Origin of the sequence: Arenibacter catalasegens (genome assembly GCF_002909235.1) — a bacterium.
In the GTDB taxonomy this organism is placed as follows: domain Bacteria; phylum Bacteroidota; class Bacteroidia; order Flavobacteriales; family Flavobacteriaceae; genus Arenibacter; species Arenibacter catalasegens.
In genome coordinates this window covers 27,856-45,487 of record NZ_PHQQ01000014.1, presented here as the reverse complement: position 1 = coordinate 45,487, position 17,632 = coordinate 27,856, and the positions used below count along the sequence as shown (strand labels likewise).

The window sequence follows — 17,632 nt, the reverse complement described above, 5'->3', positions numbered from 1 at the left end:
AATGATTAAGCCAGGGACTCCAAAGCTAGCCAAGCCATTAAACCACCTCCTGTTTCCAAGGCAGATTCATCAATATTAAAAGTAGGGGTGTGCAATCCAGAAGTAATACCTTTTTCTATATTCCCTACTCCCAATAGATAAAAGCAAGCTTGATTTTTTTGTGTGTAGTAGGCAAAATCCTCAGCAGCCATCCATAAATCCAGATCTACCACATTATCTTCTCCTAGAAATGATATTGCACCTTGTTTCATGGAATGGGTCAAGGCCATATTATTGTTAAGATGTGGATACCCTCTTGGAATATCTACAATGCATTCCGCTCCCATGCCTTCTGCAATCGATTTTATCATTTTCGTGAGTTTTTCTATGGCCTCTGTTCTCCATTCCTCATCGTAGGTCCTAAAAGTACCTTCAATGGTTACCTTGTCCGGTATTACGTTATTGGCACCATCTCCAATAATACGCCCAAAAGACAAAACGCTGGGAGTTTTAGGTGATGCCATTCTACTAACTATTTGTTGGGCAGCTACAATAACATGGGAAGCAATTAGAATGGGATCTATGCATTCCTCCGGTACCGCGGCATGACCGCCTTTACCGATGATGGTTATATAAATCTCGTCCATACTCGCCATAAATAGTCCAGGTCTAAAACCAACCTTCCCGGCTGGAAGATTGGGCATCACATGTTGTCCTAAATGGGGAATTGGGCCTAGGGACTTATAAGCGGCTTCTTTCATAACCAAGGTTGCCCCTCCTGGCATTACTTCTTCCCCGGGTTGAAATAATAATTTTACAGTTCCAGAAAATTCATTCCTAAGCTCAAATAGAATTTTAGCCGTCAGCAACAAAGAAGTCATATGCACATCGTGCCCACAAGCATGCATAACCCCTTTATTTTGGGAAGTGTATTCCACTGTATTTTCTTCATGAATGGGAAGGGCATCCATATCCGCCCTTAAAAGGATGGTTTTTCCTTTAGCCGTTCCATTAATAGTGGCCAATAATCCAGTTTCTGCAACCGATTCAATATCCTGAATCCCAATGGCGGTAAGTTGTTGCCTTACATAGGCACAGGTCTCCTGCTCTTTAAACGAAAGTTCCGGGTGCTGATGAAGATACCTTCGTATGTCTATAAAATCTGAAGAATAGATTTTTGCCAGTTCTTTTATTTTGTCAATTGTATTCATATAACTTCCCGTATAATTCTATTAAACTATAATTTTACAGCTAAAATCCTAGCCCGTGCATCACCCCTTCCGTCCCAATCCACTCATCCTTGGATTGGGCCACCTACCCCTTCTAGGGGAAGGGGCTTTTTAAGCTTCACAATTCTTGAAATTACCCCCTATATACCATTCACTTTGCTCCTTCCCTTGATAAGGGAAGGTGGCTTTTGGACCTTTTTCAGGGACAAAAGTCGGAAGGGATTCACTACAGAACATCAATTTATTCACCCAAGTCACCCCTTCCGTCCCAATCCACTCATCCGTAGATTGGTCCACCTTCCCCTTCTAGGGGAAGGACCTTTTTAATCTTCACTATTCTTGAAATTATCCCTTATTCCCTGTAATACACTGGGCAAATTCTCAAAAACCATTTTATTTTCAAAACGAATAACCTTGAATCCTTTTCTTTTCAAAAATGCAGTTCTTATATCGTCCTTTTCAACGGCGATCGTATTGTTATGCACCTCTCCATCCAATTCTATTATCAAGTTCTCCTGCGCACAATAAAAATCTGTAACATAATTGCCAATTCCATGTTGTCTTCTAAATTTTCTGCCATCCATTTTATTGGCCTTCAACTCATTCCAAAGAAAAGCCTCCGCAGAAGTCAAGTTCTTTCGTAGTTCTATTCTATTGGTTTTGGTTTCAGGTCTATTATGTATTTTTTTAGGCTTCATATCCCTTCCAAATATAATACTCATTTTGCTCCCTCCCTTGACAAAGGAAGGTGGCTTTTGGACCTTTTTCACGGACAAAAGTTGGAAGGGATTTAGCGCAGAACGCCAATTTACCCTCCCAAATCACCCCTTCCGTCCCAATCCACTCGTCTGTGGATTGGTCCACCTTCCCCTTCTAGGGGAAGGACCTAAATGATATCTTTTATGTTTAAAATTACAACCATAAATCAAAACCTTTGCTCCTTCCCTTGATAAGGGAAGGTGGCTTTTGGACCTTTTTCAGGGACAAAAATCGGAAGGGATCAAATACAGAACACCAATTGATTCTGCTAAATTACCCCTTCCCCTTCCACAGGAAAAAACCACAGCTATTTATTGATTATATTCTTATTTCAATCTTCAATTATATAATTCAAAAATTCCGTGCTATTCCACTGCTGGTATTGTTCAGGGACATCCTCTACCATAAACACCCCTAAATTAAGGGTTTCTTCGATAACCTTTCTACCCTCATCAATTCCAAGCACACTTAAAGCAGAGGCATAGGCATCTGCCATAGTCCCATTGGGAGCTATAGTCGATACTTGAATATTGTTGCTTAGGGCCATCCCATTTCTGGGGTCTATTATATGGGAATATCGTTTCCCATCGATCATGACATATTGATAGAAGTCACCGGAAGTGGCCACTGCCTGATTTCTCAACTTTATTTTTTGAAAAACTTCCTCCCCATTTTTATCAAAAAAACTAAATCCTAAAATCCAAAACTCTTTATTGGGCGGGGCATCGCTAACGGTGATATCACCCCCCATATCCACCAACGCTGCTTTTATACCATGCCTTTTCAACAATTTTATAGCCTCATCCGCAGCAAACCCTTTACCTATTCCTCCCACGTCCAATTGCATGCCTTCCTTCCTTAGTTTTATGATATTCCCAACCTGGAATTCCAGATTACCATAACCTATGCTGTTCATGGCGGACAGTATTTCATCAATTAAGGGAAGTTGGCTGTTTTGTCTGGCCTTTCTCCAAAGTTCAATTAATGGCCCTAGCGTAATATCAAAAGCACCATAGGTCTTTTTTGAATAGGCATCAGAAACATATAGGAGGCGAAATAGATCATTACTAGCTGCGAAGTCCATCTTCGGACTACTACTCAGCTTGTTAATTTCACTTTGGGGAAGATAATTGCTTAAAGTACTATTTAAGTCATCTATTCTATTAAATACCATTTCCGCAATGGAGTCTGCCTTAACCTTATTGTTATCCCTGTGGTAAAACACCAAACCAATTTGGGTACCCATTTGCTTATGGGTATATTCAAACCTGGTCTGAGCGGTTAAAAAGGAATGAAATAGATATATTATAATTGGGAGATGGAAAGCTCTACTCATTATTGGGAATTGTAAATCCGCTCACAAAATTACTCTATAGTATCTACAATAGTATCTTTCTCTATAAATACTGTTTTAAGTTCTGGATCTATTCCGTGGTCCAATTGCAAATTGGGCAAGGCTTCTTTTAGCTCGGAGAGTCCCTTATCCGAAATTTGTGTTTCCCATATATAAAGACTTTTTAGTCCCTTTAAATCCTTTAGAACGGCTACACTTTTATCTGTAATCCTAGTTTCATAAGCCTTGAGTACTCTAAGATTTAGAAGACCTTTTAATTTCAAGAATTCTATGTCCGTAATGGGGGTGCGATCTACTTCCAACCATTCCAAATTTTTGCACATCGCTACCAATTCCATTTCCTTTACACCAATGGGGATGCTACTTAAATCCAATTCAACAATATTGTTTGCAATCCGTTTTAAATCGGTAATATTTTTTGTATTGTATTCCGGTGGCAAAAATACGGATATACTGAGTGCTGCCTGTGAATCACTTGATATCCTTTTAATGGTGATGTAATCCGATGTCAAATTTTGCAAGGTACTATCTGCGACCCTGGGAAGTTTTGCCCATGTATTGGTTGCTCCTGGCTTCATCATTTTTTTAACCATTCCCGCCAGAGGTTCATTGTTATCCAAATGACTTAATTTTACGGTGTCCGAGGCTCCCAGAGTTATCCAGCGCTCCAGTATTTGTATTTCATTTTCAGATAATGGTTTCTTACCATCAGGCGGCATATGTTCTTCGTCATCCATAGGTAAACGTAGACGTCTAATAAGCTCGCTCTTCATTGGATCTCCCATAACTATGGAAGGCCCACTTTCACCACCTTCAATTAGCTCACTAATACTGGTCATTAAAAGCTCTCCTTTTTTCTTGTTCGGATTATGACAACCGATACAATTATTATCCCAGACCCTATGTACTATATGTTCATAAATCAAAGGGTTTTCAGGTATTTTTTCCAATGTTTTACTCTTGGGGAGGGCCAAAAAATCTTCCCCATGGGTAATCATTCCCCCATAATGTCCAGTTATTCCTACCAAGAAAATCAATACCACCTGTATGCCTTTGACCAAGTAAGTTTGCTGTAAGTGGTTAGTGCTCAGCCAATACCAAATAACCGCCAAAATAGCTACGCCTGCCCCCATCCATTGGTGCCAAAAAATAAGGTCTCCCTTGGGCACTGTTTCCGTTCCCAAGAAGAATCCGGTAATGGCAGTAATCAAAGCGGACAACGTTGCAACCGTAAGTAAAAGTGTGGGTACTATTCTATTGAAAAGGCCAATTGCAGCTGCCATTAGTAAAAGTACGATGGGAAAATGCAAAATCAAAGGGTGCCAGCGACCCAACCATGCCACAAGACTAGGAAGGTCCATAAAAGATTCAAAAATTAAACAGAAAATAAGAAATACGGTAAGACCGAAAATAACATAATCGACCCAAGGAGAACTATTTTTTTGAGCCATATACTATGTTAAGATATCATTTACAACATTACCCGCAACATCCGTCAGCCTAAACCTACGTCCCTGGTATTTATAAATTAATTGTTCGTGATCCAGTCCTAAATTATTCATGATAGTGGCATGGAAATCGTTGATATGAACCGGGTTTTTTACAATATTATACCCAAACTCATCGGTTTCCCCATAGGTGATACCAGGTTTTATTCCGCCACCGGCCATCCAAATACTAAAAGCTCTAGGATGGTGATCCCTACCATAATTTTTTGGATCAAAATTCCCTTGACAGTAGTTGGTCCTTCCAAACTCTCCGCCCCAAATAACCAAAGTATCCTCCAACATTCCACGTTGTTTCAAATCTAGGATAAGAGCGGCAGAGGCCTGATCAACGTCCTTGGCCTGCCCGGCCATTTCATTGGGTAGATTTCCGTGCTGGTCCCAACCTTGATGGTACAACTGTATAAATCGAACCCCATTTTCCGCAAGCCTTCGGGCTTGTAAACAATTGGCGGCATAGGTGCCGGGTACCTGAGAATCCTCCCCATATAATTTAATTATGGATTCTGGTTCCTTTTTAATATCCATAACATCGGGCACGGACATTTGCATCCTATAGGCCATTTCATACTGCGCTATCCTAGATTCTATCTCATCGTCCCCAGTTTCAACATGATGCATTTTATTGAGTGAAGACACATGATCTAATAAATGCCGCTTATCCGAACGTGAAATCCCATCAGGGTCGTTCAAATATAGCACAGGATCTTTACCAGAGCGCATCAATACACCTTGATGCTTGGAATCCAAGAATCCACTGGACCATAATTTGGAATATAACCCCTGACTATTTCCTTTCCCTCGCGATGTTAGCACTACGAATGAAGGTAAATTTTCATTCTCACTTCCCAGTCCATAACTCATCCATGAACCCATACTAGGTCTTCCCGATTGCTGGCTACCTGTCTGAAAAAAGGTAATTGCCGGGTCATGGTTTATGGCCTCTGTATGCATACTATTAATGATACAGATCTCGTCCGAAATTTTGGCAATATGCGGAAAAAACTCACTTACCCATGCGCCACTTTTTCCATGTTGCGCGAACTTGGCCGCGGAAGGCATCAATGGAAATTTATCCTGCCCAGAGGTCATTCCGGTAAGACGCTGCCCGTTACGTATAGATTCCGGTAAATCCTCCCCCATACGTTTGGTAAGGGTAGGCTTATAGTCAAAAGATTCCAACTGGGACGGTGCCCCGGATTGGAACAAATAAATGACTCGTTTTGCTTTTGGGGCAAAGTGTGGAATTCCAAGCGGCTGACTGGCCAATGGAACTTTACCACCTTTAAATAGATCTGGTATTAATAATGACCCCAAAGCCACAGAACCTATCCCTACACTTAATTGGGAAAAAAAATGCCTCCGGTTTACCTTTAGTGGGTCTTCAGATTTGGTTTTGTCTTTATCCATAATTGTTATTCTTTGGTAATTGTTTCGTCGAGATTGTAAATCACCTGTGCTGTTAACATCAGGGCAGCTGTTTGTTCCGGATCGGTTTCTAAACGCTTATAATCCCCCTGGGCCACCAATTTCTCTGCATTACCTTTGTTATTCAAAAAATTGTCAAGGGCATCGGTATAGTACTCCTCCAAAACCTTTTTTTCTTCCTCTTTGGGGTTCCGTACTAATATACGCCGAAAAACAGTTGTGACCCATTCATGGTCATCCTTGATATCTGTAATGGTATTTTCCGCCAGAACCCTCGCTGCCTCCAACATTTGCACATCATTCTGCAATGCCAGTGCCTGTAGCGGGGTATTGGTCTTTTGCCTCCTTACCTCGCATATGTCCCTATTGGGCGCATCAAAAATAGACATACTCGGTGGTGGCAAGGTCCTTTTCCATAAGGTGTACAGGGATCTCCTGTACAATTTATTACCTTCATCGGCAATATAAGTAGTAAGCACTCCTCTATTGCCCCCCGCGTTGGTTTCCTCCCATAGTCCTGCTGGTTGGTACGGCTTAACGCTGGGCCCACCTATTTCCCTATTTAACAGTCCACTGGTGGCCAGAAAATAATCACGTATGATCTCCCCGCTCATCCTAAACCTTGGGGCTCTGGAAAGCCACTTGTTATCGGGGTCCGCCTTTTTGGACTCTTCCGTGGCAATGGAACTTTGTTGATAGGTAGCAGATAGCATTATTTTCTTCAAAAGATACTTGATGTCCCAGCCATGCTCCATAAAATCCCTTGCCAACCAATCCAATAATTGTGGATGGGTGGGCAGGCTGCCCTGTACCCCGAAATCCTCCGAGGTCATTACCAATCCGTTCCCGAACAGCATGCCCCAGACCCGGTTCACGAAGACCCTGGCCGTAAGGGGGTTGTTCTCATCGGTCACCCATTGCGCAAGGCCCAATCTATTTTTTGGAAGATCTTCGGAGAACGGTAGAATTATTTCCGGCGCATTGGGAGCCACTTCCTCTCCCGGGCTGTCATACTCGCCACGATTGAAAATATAAGTTTTTCTAGGTGTGGAATCGTTCATGACCATCACCTTAACATCCTCCCCTTTTGCCTTATTGATAAATGACAAAACTCCTTTGGACTCCTTATCGGTAATAGCTATAAAAGGGGCGTCTGCAAAATATTTCTGGTTGGCCGCTTGTACGGCATCCATGCGCAGCCCTTTTTCATCTACATTATTAAAGAAAGAATAGATTTCAAAATAGTCCCGTTGTTTTAACTGATCATATTTATGGTCATGGCATTTGGCGCATTCCAAGGTAAGACCTAAGATTCCCTTGCCCAGGGTATTGGTTCGATCCACCACATAATAGGATCGGTATTCCTCCTGTATAACACCACCCTCTTGGGTTATGGGATGGTTCCTATTGAACCCCGTGGCCAGGACCTGTTCCCTACTGGCATCCGGCATTAGGTCACCCGCCAGTTGCTGTGTCAAAAAATCGTCATAGGGCAGGTTCTCATTGAACGCGTGAATCACCCAATCTCGCCAGGGCCACATACTCCTAAAACTATCGTCCTGATAGCCATGGGAATCCGCATATCGGGCCACATCCAACCAGACCTGGGTCATCCGCTCCCCATATGCAGGAGAGGCCAAAAACTCATCTACGGCCTGTTCCAATAAATTTCCCGGGGAATCCGAAAGAAACCGTTGTACCTGCTCAGAATTGGGCGGAAGGCCCGTGAGATCCAAACTCATTCTTCGGATCAACGTATGCTCCTCTGCTTTTTTAGAAGGGGCTAGTTCGTTCTCCTCCAACTTCTCTAAGATAAAGGCATCGATCTCGTTCTGTACCCAACCCTCTGTTGCCGTTTTCGGAAGATCCGCTTTCTTTGGCGCGATAAAGGCCCAGTGCTTTTCGAACTTGGCACCTTGTTCTATCCATTTTTTTAGCAGTTTCTTTTCATATGAATTCAATTTCAATTGTGAATCCGGAGGTGGCATAAGTTGCTTGGGGTCATCCGAGACCACATTTTGGTACAACACACTGTTAGCTGGTTTCTCGGCTACAATGGCATATTTCCCTGGATTCTCCGGCAGTTCCGCAAAGGCGGCCTGCTCATGGTCCAGCCTTAGGCCGGCCTTTCTCTTGTTGGCGTCCGGTCCGTGGCAGGTATAGCAATTATCCGAAAGTATAGGTTTAATATGGAAATTATAGTCCACGACCTCTGGCAGTTTCTGATTGACGTACGCATCTTGGGAAGATTTAAAAAATCCCGATTTAAAGGCGAACAGTAAAGCAACTAAGCCCAATAAAATTAATACTATACTTACTTTTTGTTTCATCAGGGAACTACATTTTCATTTGTTCATGTTATGGGAAAGAAAAACTACATATTCTATTACCCGCCATTGAGAAGATACTACTTCTCACTTTACATATATTATATTATTTATACTAAAATAGGAACATATTACGAATTTTCGGTATAATTTTTTCTTAATTATATATAATATTTACGCCTCCTTAATTGCTTTAGTCAAACACTCTACTACAATAATCGCTATTCTCTGGTAATTGTTTCGTCAAGATTATATATCACCTGAGCGGTTAGCATTAGTGCAGCGGTCGTTATTGGATCGGTATCCGACCTTTTATATTCGCCATGGGCAATCAGTTTTTCTGCACTTTCTTTATCATTCAAGAACTTATCCAGTGCATCGGTATAGTATTCCTTCAAAACTCTTTTTTCTTCCTCTTCGGGATTCCGCACCAATATGCGCCGGAAAACGGTGGTTACCCATTGCTGGGAATCTTTGGTTTCCAAAATGGTATTTTCCGCCAATACCCGAGCCGCCTCCAACATTTGAACATCGTTCTGTAGTGCCAGCGCCTGTAAAGGCGTATTGGTCTTTTGCCTTCTTACTTCACAAATATCCCTGTTGGGCGCATCAAAAATGGACATACTTGGTGGCGGCAGCGTCCTTTTCCACAAGGTGTACAGGGAACGTCTATACAATTTATCACCATTGTCTTGCACGTAACTGGTTAAACCGCCCCTGTTGCTCCCGGCCGTGGTTTCCTCCCAAAGTCCCGGAGGTTGGTAAGGTTTTACACTTGGACCCCCTATTTCTCTGTTCAACAGCCCACTGGTGGCCAGAACATAATCCCGTATTATCTCTCCGCTCATCCTAAATCTAGGGGCCCTTGAAACCCATTTATTGTCGGGGTCCGCCATTTTGGACTCCTCGGTTGCAATGGAACTTTGTTGGTAAGTGGCGGAAAGCATTATTTTTTTTAAAAGATATTTAATGTCCCATCCGTGGTCCATAAAATCCTTTGCCAGCCAATCCAATAATTGTGGATGGGTGGGCAGGCTTCCCTGTACCCCGAAATCCTCGGAGGTCACTACCAATCCGTTCCCGAACAACATCCCCCAAATTCTATTCACGAAGACCCTTGATGTCAACGGATTGTCCTCATCGGTCACCCATTTGGCCAATCCCAATCTATTTTTGGGAAGTTGTTCCGAATATGGAAGTATTATTTCAGGGGCATTGGGCGTTACCTCCTCTCCCGGACTGTCATAAGCCCCACGATTGAATATGTATGTCTTTCTGGGAGTGGAATCGTTCATCACCATCACCTTGACGTCTTTCCCTTTAGCCTTGTTGATAAAGGATAAAACGCCTTTGGTCTCCTCATCGGTAATTGTTAAAAAGGGTGCATCGGCAAAATACTCCTTTTTAAAAGCATCACCAGCTGTCTTTTGCAATCCCTTTTCATCCACGTTATTGAAGAAGGAATAAATTTCGAAATAATCCCTTTGTGTCAACTGGTCATACTTATGGTCATGGCATTTGGCGCATTCCAAAGTAAGGCCCAAAATGCCTTTCCCCAGGGTATTGGTACGGTCCACTACATAATAGGACCGGTATTCCTCCTGTATGATACCCCCCTCCTGGGTTATGGGATGGTTCCTGTTGAATCCCGAGGCCAGGACCTCTTCCTTATCAGCATCCAGCATTAGGTCGCCCGCCAGCTGCATGGTCAAAAACTCATCGTAAGGAAGGTTGTTGTTAAAAGCGTGGATCACCCAGTCGCGCCAAGGCCACATACTTCTATAGCTATCGTCCTGATAGCCATGGGAATCCGCATATCTGGCCACATCCAACCAGACCTGGGTCATCCGCTCCCCATAGTTCGGGGAAGCCAAAAACTCATCTATCGCCTGTTCCAATAAATTCTCCTGGGAATCCGAAAGAAAGCGTTCTACCTTCTTCGCATTGGGGGGCAGCCCTGTAAGATCCAAACTCATCCTACGGATTAAGGTATGCTCCTCCGCTCTATTAGAAGGGACCATATCGATCTCCTCCAACTTTTCCAAAATAAAGGCATCTATCTCATTTTGGGCCCAATCCGCCTGTTCCGTTTTTGGCAGCTCCGCTTTTTTAGGCGGGATAAAGGCCCAGTGCTTTTCAAACTTGGCGCCCTGCTCAATCCATTTTTTTAATAGTTTCTTTTCAAAAGGATTCAATTTCAACTGGGAATCCGGCGGGGGCATCAACTGTTTTGGGTCATCGGAAACTATATGTTGGTACAAAAGGCTCTGACCGGGCTTTCCGGCTACAATGGCATATTTCCCGGGATTCTCCGGCAATTGTGAAATTGAGGCCTCCTCTTTATCCAGTCTTAATCCCGCTTTCCGCTTATTGGCATCCGGGCCGTGGCAGGTATAACAATTATCCGAAAGTATAGGCTTTATATGAAAATTATAGTCTACCTCCTCAGGCATCTTCAAATCGGCATACCCCTCTTGGGAGGTTTCAAAAAGTCCCGATTTAAAGGCAAATAGCAAAGCCACCAAGCCCAATAAAATTAATACTATACCAACTTTTTGTTTCATTAGGGAACTTATTTCGATCTGGTTTATTTCATTGTAATAAATAATAACATCTGTGCAACTAACTTAAACCATTGGAAAGAGTAAAACCCCATATATAATCCATTGGATATTTCTTTTCGCTAAATCGCCAACCTTACATCCCCAGTATTAATTCAGGTCGATTCTCTTCAGCCTTAAAATTAGCCACCTCATCCGCTGTTATGGTCGTTCCCCATACATATACGCGCTTTAAACCCTTCATTTTAGTAAAGTTTTCAAAGCTCGAGGCCGTTATATTGGTTTGATATAAATTGAGTCCTATTATACTCTGGTTGCCCGATATTTCCCCAATTCCAGTATCCGTTACCGGATTTTTTTCAATCTCCAGTTTTTGAAGGTTTACAAATTTACCAATGGTTTTTAAATGTTTGTCCTGGACATAGTTGTCCTTTAGGGAAAGCCACATAATATTATCCTTTATAGGCAGAAGCTTTTCCAACTTCACATCCAATTCACTACCATTATTGGATGTTATTGATTGTGGAGGTAGAACAAGCTCGTACAAACCGGATTCGAATATTAATTCACGTATCTTAAATCCAGCTTCCTCAATATCCCTTAGCATTTCCGCGTTAACAACTTGAACTTTTGGCAAGGCTATTCCACTCTTACCAGTTGCATCTTCCAATCCCAAGATAGTGGAAGCTATACTTGCTATTTCCTCAGGGGTTTCCAAATCGGCCAACTTCACTCTAAAATCGGCATTGGCCTTCTCTATCCAAAAGGCTAAAATTGATTTCTCTTCATCTGTAAGGGGAGTCTTTCCTTCCGGAGGCATATAATCCTCATCATGTGGGTTCAACATAACCCGCCTTATCATTTCTGACTTGGCTATATTCCCGGCAATAAAGGCTTCCCCATTTTTTCCTCCCTTTATTATGGCAATAGTGTCCTGAAAGGACAGCCCACCCTTTTTCTTACTGGAGTTATGACAACTTGTGCATTTAGCTTTAATAATAGGATTTACCAAATAGTCATAAACAGCCGCTTCCTCCAAATTGGCAATTGGTGGGAGTACTACCTTTTCTGTTCTTCCGAAGGGTGCATACTTTACCAAATAATCGCTTCCATGGGTTAAATTTCCTCCATAATGTCCGGTAACACCCACCAAAACCACTACTAAGGTCAGGACAGCCAAATTGGGTTTTAGACCGTTTAATTGTGGCAAATTAAGCCTGCCAGAGCGTATTGCCCAGGCCAAAAAAGTAATTATTGTTGTGGCTATTCCAAACCAGAAATGGGTATCCAACATGCTCTCATCATAGTCCCCACTTAATGAAAGCATATATCCTAGAACGCTAGCAGCCAAAGCACTAATGGCTCCCGCGAACAAGGCCAAAGTAATGGCCATGGACAACCCGGCATTCTTATTCCAGCGCCAATATAATTCCAGAACAAAGGCAAAGAATAGAAAACCTATAGGCATATGCACCACAAGTGGGTGAAATCGACCTAAAAACAATACAAAATCGGGCACACTACTATCCATTTACATTTATTATTACTTTTTATTTGAATAAGTCTCTCCTAAAGCTTTTCGATTTTAAAGGATTACCCAATATTTTTACTTTAGAAATATTTACATTCTTTTCAATTTAGGGTCGATGTATTTTAAATTAACTAAGAATATCTTTCACCACATCTCCATGTACATCGGTAAGTCTAAAACGCCTACCCTGATGTTTATAAGTCAATCGTTCATGGTCAATACCAAAAAGATGCAATAAAGTAGCCTGAAAATCATGGGTATGTACTGGATCCTTTATGATGTTATATCCAAAATCGTCTGTTTCACCATAGGTAAATCCCGGTTTTACACCCGCACCTGCCATAAACATAGTAAAAGCTTTTGGGTGGTGGTCCCTACCGTAATTGGTATCCGTCAATTGGCCTTGGGAATATACCGTACGCCCAAATTCTCCGCCCCAAACCACTAAGGTATCCTCCAACATGCCCCGTTGTTTAAGGTCTTTGATAAGTGCAGCCGTTCCCTGATCTGTGTTCTTGCTTTGATGTTTTACTCCCCCTGGACAATCGCCGTGTTGATCCCAACCCTGATGATATAATTGCACAAATTTCACATCCTTTTCCAATAATTTGCGGGCCATTAAACAGTTAGCCGCGTAAGTACCTGGATTGCGACTATCTGGGCCGTACATCTCAAAAATATGATCTGGTTCGTCTGAAGTATCCGTAACCTCGGGTACGGAAGTTTGCATTCTAAAGGCCATTTCATATTGCGCTATCCTTGCATTTATTTCTGGATCCCCATAAGCATCATATGCTATCCCATTCAATTTTTTTAAATAGTCCAGCATCTGTCTACGATCATTTCCGTCATAATTCTCCGGATCACCCAAATAAAGTACCGGATCTTTTCCGGAACGGAACTGCACTCCTTGATGTTCTGTTGGCAAGAAACCATTACCCCACAAACGGGAGTACAAGGGTTGGCCCGAACCGTTTTTGGAGACTAAGGAAATAAAGGTCGGCAAATTATCGTTGTCGGACCCCAGCCCATAACTGATCCAAGAACCCATAGAAGGTCTGCCCGGTAGTTGGCTCCCAGTTTGAAAAAAGGTTATGGCAGGATCATGATTAATGGCATCGGTATGCATCCCCTTAATAAAACATAAATCATCAACTATCTCCGATAAATAAGGCATAGCCTCACTGACCCATGCCCTAGATTCACCATATTGCTTAAAATTTAGGGTTGATGCTGCTATAGGGAAGGCTGTTTGATCTGCACTCATCCCCGTAAGACGTTGACCCGCCCTTATTGAATCTGGTAAATCCTGACCAAACATATCTTTGAGTTTGGGTTTATAGTCGAACAAATCCAATTGAGAAGGCCCCCCACTTTGAAAGAGATATACGATACGCTTTGCCTTGGGCAAATGATGTGGCAGTCCCAATTTATTTTTAGTGAAGGCATTCAAAGAATTCTTTTGGTCAGCGATAGGATTAACAGCACTCCAAACCTTTTCCGTATTCAATAGGGAACCAAGCGCAATGGCACCGATCCCAAGGGAAGTCTTTTTAAAAAATTCCCTCCGATCCAATTGGCTTTCTATACCTTGAAAATCCCTGTTGTTTGATCTTAATTTATCGTGATGATCGCACATATCGTCTTGTTTAATTCTAGTTTTCCCTTAATACATTTATCTTTTAGTGATACAGGCATCCGCATTCATAATAGCGTTGGCCACAACCGAATTTGCAGCGACCAATGATTTATCTGCCCCACTTTGCAATTTAAATTGACCTGTATTTAACCATCCTTTGGTCTTGTCAAGGTTGCTAGAGAATTTTTTATATTCATTATCCTGAAGTTCTACCAATAATTGCAACTCATTATCCTTTATTTTTCGACCTGTCAGTTGCCTAAAAACGTTGGAAATAGCTAATTGTATATCCTCGGTATCGCTCATACGTTTGCCAAAAACCCTCGAGGCTTCAATATAAGTTGGGTCATTGAGCAATACTAAAGCCTGTAATGGAGTATTGGTTTCCTGTCGCCGAATAGTACACACATCACGCGCAGGGGCATCAAAAGTGGCCAAGGTAGGGTGTGGCACGGATCGCTTCCAAATGGTGTACATACTTCTTCTATATAGTTTATCTCCGGTATCCTCTTTGTAGGTTGCATTGTTTACCCTCCACAGTCCTTCAGGTTGATAAGGGCTTACACTTTCCCCTCCAATGGATTTATTCAGTAATCCAGAACTTGCCAAAACATTATCGCGTAGCATCTCTCCCGATAATCTTTTTGAAGGCCCTCTTGCCAAAAGCCTGTTTTCAATATCCAATTCCATCAGCTCTTCACTTACCAAGGAAGATTGCTGATAGGTGTACGACATAACGATCAATTTCTGAAATGCCTTAACATCCCATCCAGAATCCCTAAACTGTAATGCCAACCAGTCTAATAATTGTGGGTGACTAGGCATTTCACCCTGATTCCCAAAATCTTCTGAAGTCTTCACCAAGCCATTCCCAAAATAGTGCTGCCAAAACCTATTCACAGCCACCCTGGCAGTCAGGGGATGGTCCTTATGGAATAACCATTGCGCAAAGCCCAAACGATTTTTTGGATAGTCAGTGGGCATGGGAAGTATTGCCTCCGGAGTATTCGGGAACACTTCTTCTCCTCTAGCGTTATACACTCCTCGATCCAATATATAGGATGGCACTGGTTCAGGGGTCTCCTCCATAACCATTACTTCTTTTACCTTTTCCACGCTATCCACATAACTCTTGCGCAATTCGGCTAACTTACCCCGTTGTAAAATGGTTGCCTTGGAGACCGTTTTGGAAAAGTGTTCCACCAATAATTTTTTGTCTTTGGCAGTAAAATTGGCAAGTTCTTTTTTCTCCAGATCATTCAAATTGACATCATTTGCCAATTGCATAACCTCGATGGTAGATAAGTCCCTTTTATAAACCCGTATCTCATCTACAACCGCTCCTTTTATTCCTTTCCCCCTTAATCGTGCCCCCAATTGAAGACCTGGTTCATTGTTGTTTCTAAAAAGTATGTCCTTGTATAAATTATCGGTTTTCACGATGGTCTCCATCTCCATTCCATTAACAAATAGTTTAAACCCATCTGCTCTGCTGGACCCATCATAGGTGACAGCGAAATGCACCCATTCGTCTCTAGGGAATCCAATTTTCGAAATCTCAACAATGGCGTTATTCGGGGCGGTATGTGCCATCATTAGTTCCAACTTGTTGTCAACAATCTTAAGGTGATAACCCCGCCAATTGTACAAAATAGCGCCGTCGCCTTTATGAAAAATATTTCCATTCTCAATATCCGAAGGAATATTGGACCATAGACTTACGCTGAAGGCATCGTTTCGCCCAAAAACCCCAACTTTTCTTAAATCCAACCAAGTATCTCCGTTTAACAGAACACCTTTACCCTGTTTTCCTTCAGCGAGATTTATTTTTTGCCCTTCAGTCCCTTCCCGCTTCATGGTACCTTTTTGACTTGGATCGATGGCATTTCTTAAACTTTGATCATTAAGGTCAAAGTAGGCTGTCAGTCCCTTCGAAGGGATTTTACTTTGAATAGATTTATATTGTTTTTCGGAAAGCCATTTATCAAAATTTGCAGCTATGGCCTTTTGATCCAGTTTCCCGATTTCCATTTCCTTCTCCTCAACAAGTTGCTTCATATAGGAAAGCACCTTATCCTCCTCTTCTGTAGTCAACATCAAGGTAGGTACCGGTGTAGCACTGTTCCAAGAAATCTGTCCCGACTCGTTCACATTGTTAAAAAAACTGGTGAGTTCATAAAAGTTTTTATGTGATATGGGGTCATATTTATGATCATGACATCTGGCGCAGGCCACAGTCAGCCCCATAAAGGCCTGACCTACTGTACTTGCCCTATCCACAGCATATTCCACCAAAAACTCTTCACTTACAATACCACCCTCCATGTTTTGTGGATGAACACGATTAAAGGCCGTGGCCAAAATAGATTCCCGAGTGGGATTCTGAATAAGATCGCCAGCCAATTGCAATGTTACAAACTGCTCATAGGACATGTTTTTATTGAAGGCATCTATGACCCAATCCCTCCAAGGTGACATGTCTCGATAACGATCAACACTATAACCATGAGTATCTGCAAAACGGGACAAATCCATCCAATCCAATGCCATTTGCTCGCCGTAGTGGGGTGAGTCCAACAATTTATCCACCACCTTTTCATAGGCTTCGGGCGAAGAGTCCTTCTGAAAAGTATCCATATCCTCCAAAGTTGGTGGCAATCCCGTTAAATCAAAATACAGTCTTCTCAATAATAATTCCTTGTCCGCTTTGGGAGAGAATTGTAAGTTATCCTGTTCCAAACGTGCCAGTACAAAATTGTCGATTGGGTTTTCTATCATTTCCTTTCCCTTAACCTGGGGCACATCAAATGCCTTTGGCTTAATAAAGGCCCAATGATCTTTATATTCCGAGCCTTGTTCAATCCATTTTATCAAAACCGCTTTCTCATGGTCGGACAAGGAGAGGTGGGAATCTGGCTCGGGCATGACATAGTTGGGATCCTCGGAAAGAATTCTATAAAAAACTTCACTCCTACTTAAATTCCCAGGAGTCAATGCAAACTTACCAGGAGATTCTGTTAATTCCTTAAAGGCTACTGTAGGGCTATGCAACTGAAGATCCGCCTTTATTTTTGCCTTGTCCGGACCATGACATATGAAACATTTATCGGAAAGAATAGGTTTTACATGAAGATTAAAATCTATCTGCTTAGGCAAATTATCATATTCCAAGGATACCAGTTCGGGCAACTCGGGACCTCCACAAGATAGCGTCAATAAAATCGAGGAATAAACTAACAGATTCTTAATAATTGCCATATATCACCATACTATTTAATACTTTTTCAAAGATAAAATTTAAGGATTCATAATTCCCATCC

Annotated in this window: 11 protein-coding genes; all 11 read right to left on the bottom strand. The window is 42.1% G+C overall.

From position 1 onward, the window contains the following. Nucleotides 1–5 precede the first annotated feature (5 nt). On the bottom strand, nucleotides 6–1,190 hold the full coding sequence (locus CWD90_RS12330) for a M20 metallopeptidase family protein (RefSeq protein WP_103476376.1): 1,185 nt from the start codon (nucleotides 1,188–1,190) through the stop codon (nucleotides 6–8). A 129-nt stretch (nucleotides 1,191–1,319) separates the two neighbouring features. Continuing rightward, nucleotides 1,320–1,505, bottom strand: a complete 186-nt coding sequence (locus CWD90_RS12325; protein WP_103476375.1) for a hypothetical protein — start codon at nucleotides 1,503–1,505, stop codon at nucleotides 1,320–1,322. Nucleotides 1,506–1,531: 26 nt separating this feature from the next. Next, the gene (locus CWD90_RS12320; protein WP_239986512.1) at nucleotides 1,532–1,930 is read right to left on the bottom strand and encodes an endonuclease domain-containing protein; all 399 of its coding nucleotides are present in this window, start codon (nucleotides 1,928–1,930) and stop codon (nucleotides 1,532–1,534) included. Between the two features lie 368 nt (nucleotides 1,931–2,298). Further along, the gene (locus tag CWD90_RS12315; protein ID WP_103476373.1) at nucleotides 2,299–3,303 is read right to left on the bottom strand and encodes an FAD:protein FMN transferase; all 1,005 of its coding nucleotides are present in this window, start codon (nucleotides 3,301–3,303) and stop codon (nucleotides 2,299–2,301) included. Nucleotides 3,304–3,332: 29 nt separating this feature from the next. Next, nucleotides 3,333–4,772: a c-type cytochrome domain-containing protein gene (locus CWD90_RS12310; protein ID WP_103476372.1), complete on the bottom strand. Its 1,440-nt coding sequence runs from the start codon at nucleotides 4,770–4,772 to the stop codon at nucleotides 3,333–3,335. Between the two features lie 3 nt (nucleotides 4,773–4,775). Then, nucleotides 4,776–6,236, bottom strand: a complete 1,461-nt coding sequence (locus CWD90_RS12305; protein ID WP_103476371.1) for a DUF1501 domain-containing protein — start codon at nucleotides 6,234–6,236, stop codon at nucleotides 4,776–4,778. Nucleotides 6,237–6,241: 5 nt separating this feature from the next. Then, the gene (locus CWD90_RS12300) at nucleotides 6,242–8,584 is read right to left on the bottom strand and encodes a PSD1 and planctomycete cytochrome C domain-containing protein (RefSeq protein WP_103476370.1); all 2,343 of its coding nucleotides are present in this window, start codon (nucleotides 8,582–8,584) and stop codon (nucleotides 6,242–6,244) included. A 218-nt stretch (nucleotides 8,585–8,802) separates the two neighbouring features. Continuing rightward, nucleotides 8,803–11,145, bottom strand: a complete 2,343-nt coding sequence (locus CWD90_RS12295) for a PSD1 and planctomycete cytochrome C domain-containing protein (RefSeq protein WP_103476369.1) — start codon at nucleotides 11,143–11,145, stop codon at nucleotides 8,803–8,805. A gap of 133 nt (nucleotides 11,146–11,278) precedes the next feature. Then, complete coding sequence (locus CWD90_RS12290; RefSeq protein ID WP_103476368.1) at nucleotides 11,279–12,673, bottom strand: DUF2231 domain-containing protein; 1,395 nt, start codon at nucleotides 12,671–12,673, stop codon at nucleotides 11,279–11,281. A gap of 127 nt (nucleotides 12,674–12,800) precedes the next feature. After that, nucleotides 12,801–14,312 (bottom strand): DUF1501 domain-containing protein, encoded by a 1,512-nt coding sequence (locus CWD90_RS12285; protein WP_103476367.1) that lies wholly within the window; start codon nucleotides 14,310–14,312, stop codon nucleotides 12,801–12,803. 36 nt (nucleotides 14,313–14,348) lie between these two features. Continuing rightward, nucleotides 14,349–17,570, bottom strand: coding sequence for a DUF1553 domain-containing protein (locus CWD90_RS12280; protein ID WP_103476366.1), 3,222 nt, complete (start codon nucleotides 17,568–17,570; stop codon nucleotides 14,349–14,351). Between the last annotated feature and the right edge of the window lie 62 nt (nucleotides 17,571–17,632).

Bases quoted from the DNA above. Each gene is read 5' to 3' on its own strand.
- CWD90_RS12315 (WP_103476373.1), bottom strand. From the start codon at position 3,303: ATGAGTAGAGCTTTCCATCTCCCAATTATAATATATCTATTTCATTCC.
- CWD90_RS12305 (WP_103476371.1), bottom strand. From the start codon at position 6,236: ATGGATAAAGACAAAACCAAATCTGAAGACCCACTAAAGGTAAACCGG.
- CWD90_RS12290 (WP_103476368.1), bottom strand. From the start codon at position 12,673: ATGGATAGTAGTGTGCCCGATTTTGTATTGTTTTTAGGTCGATTTCAC.
- CWD90_RS12310 (WP_103476372.1), bottom strand. From the start codon at position 4,772: ATGGCTCAAAAAAATAGTTCTCCTTGGGTCGATTATGTTATTTTCGGT.
- CWD90_RS12285 (WP_103476367.1), bottom strand. From the start codon at position 14,312: ATGTGCGATCATCACGATAAATTAAGATCAAACAACAGGGATTTTCAA.
- CWD90_RS12280 (WP_103476366.1), bottom strand. From the start codon at position 17,570: ATGGCAATTATTAAGAATCTGTTAGTTTATTCCTCGATTTTATTGACG.
- CWD90_RS12295 (WP_103476369.1), bottom strand. From the start codon at position 11,145: ATGAAACAAAAAGTTGGTATAGTATTAATTTTATTGGGCTTGGTGGCT.
- CWD90_RS12330 (WP_103476376.1), bottom strand. From the start codon at position 1,190: ATGAATACAATTGACAAAATAAAAGAACTGGCAAAAATCTATTCTTCA.
- CWD90_RS12300 (WP_103476370.1), bottom strand. From the start codon at position 8,584: ATGAAACAAAAAGTAAGTATAGTATTAATTTTATTGGGCTTAGTTGCT.
- CWD90_RS12320 (WP_239986512.1), bottom strand. From the start codon at position 1,930: ATGAGTATTATATTTGGAAGGGATATGAAGCCTAAAAAAATACATAAT.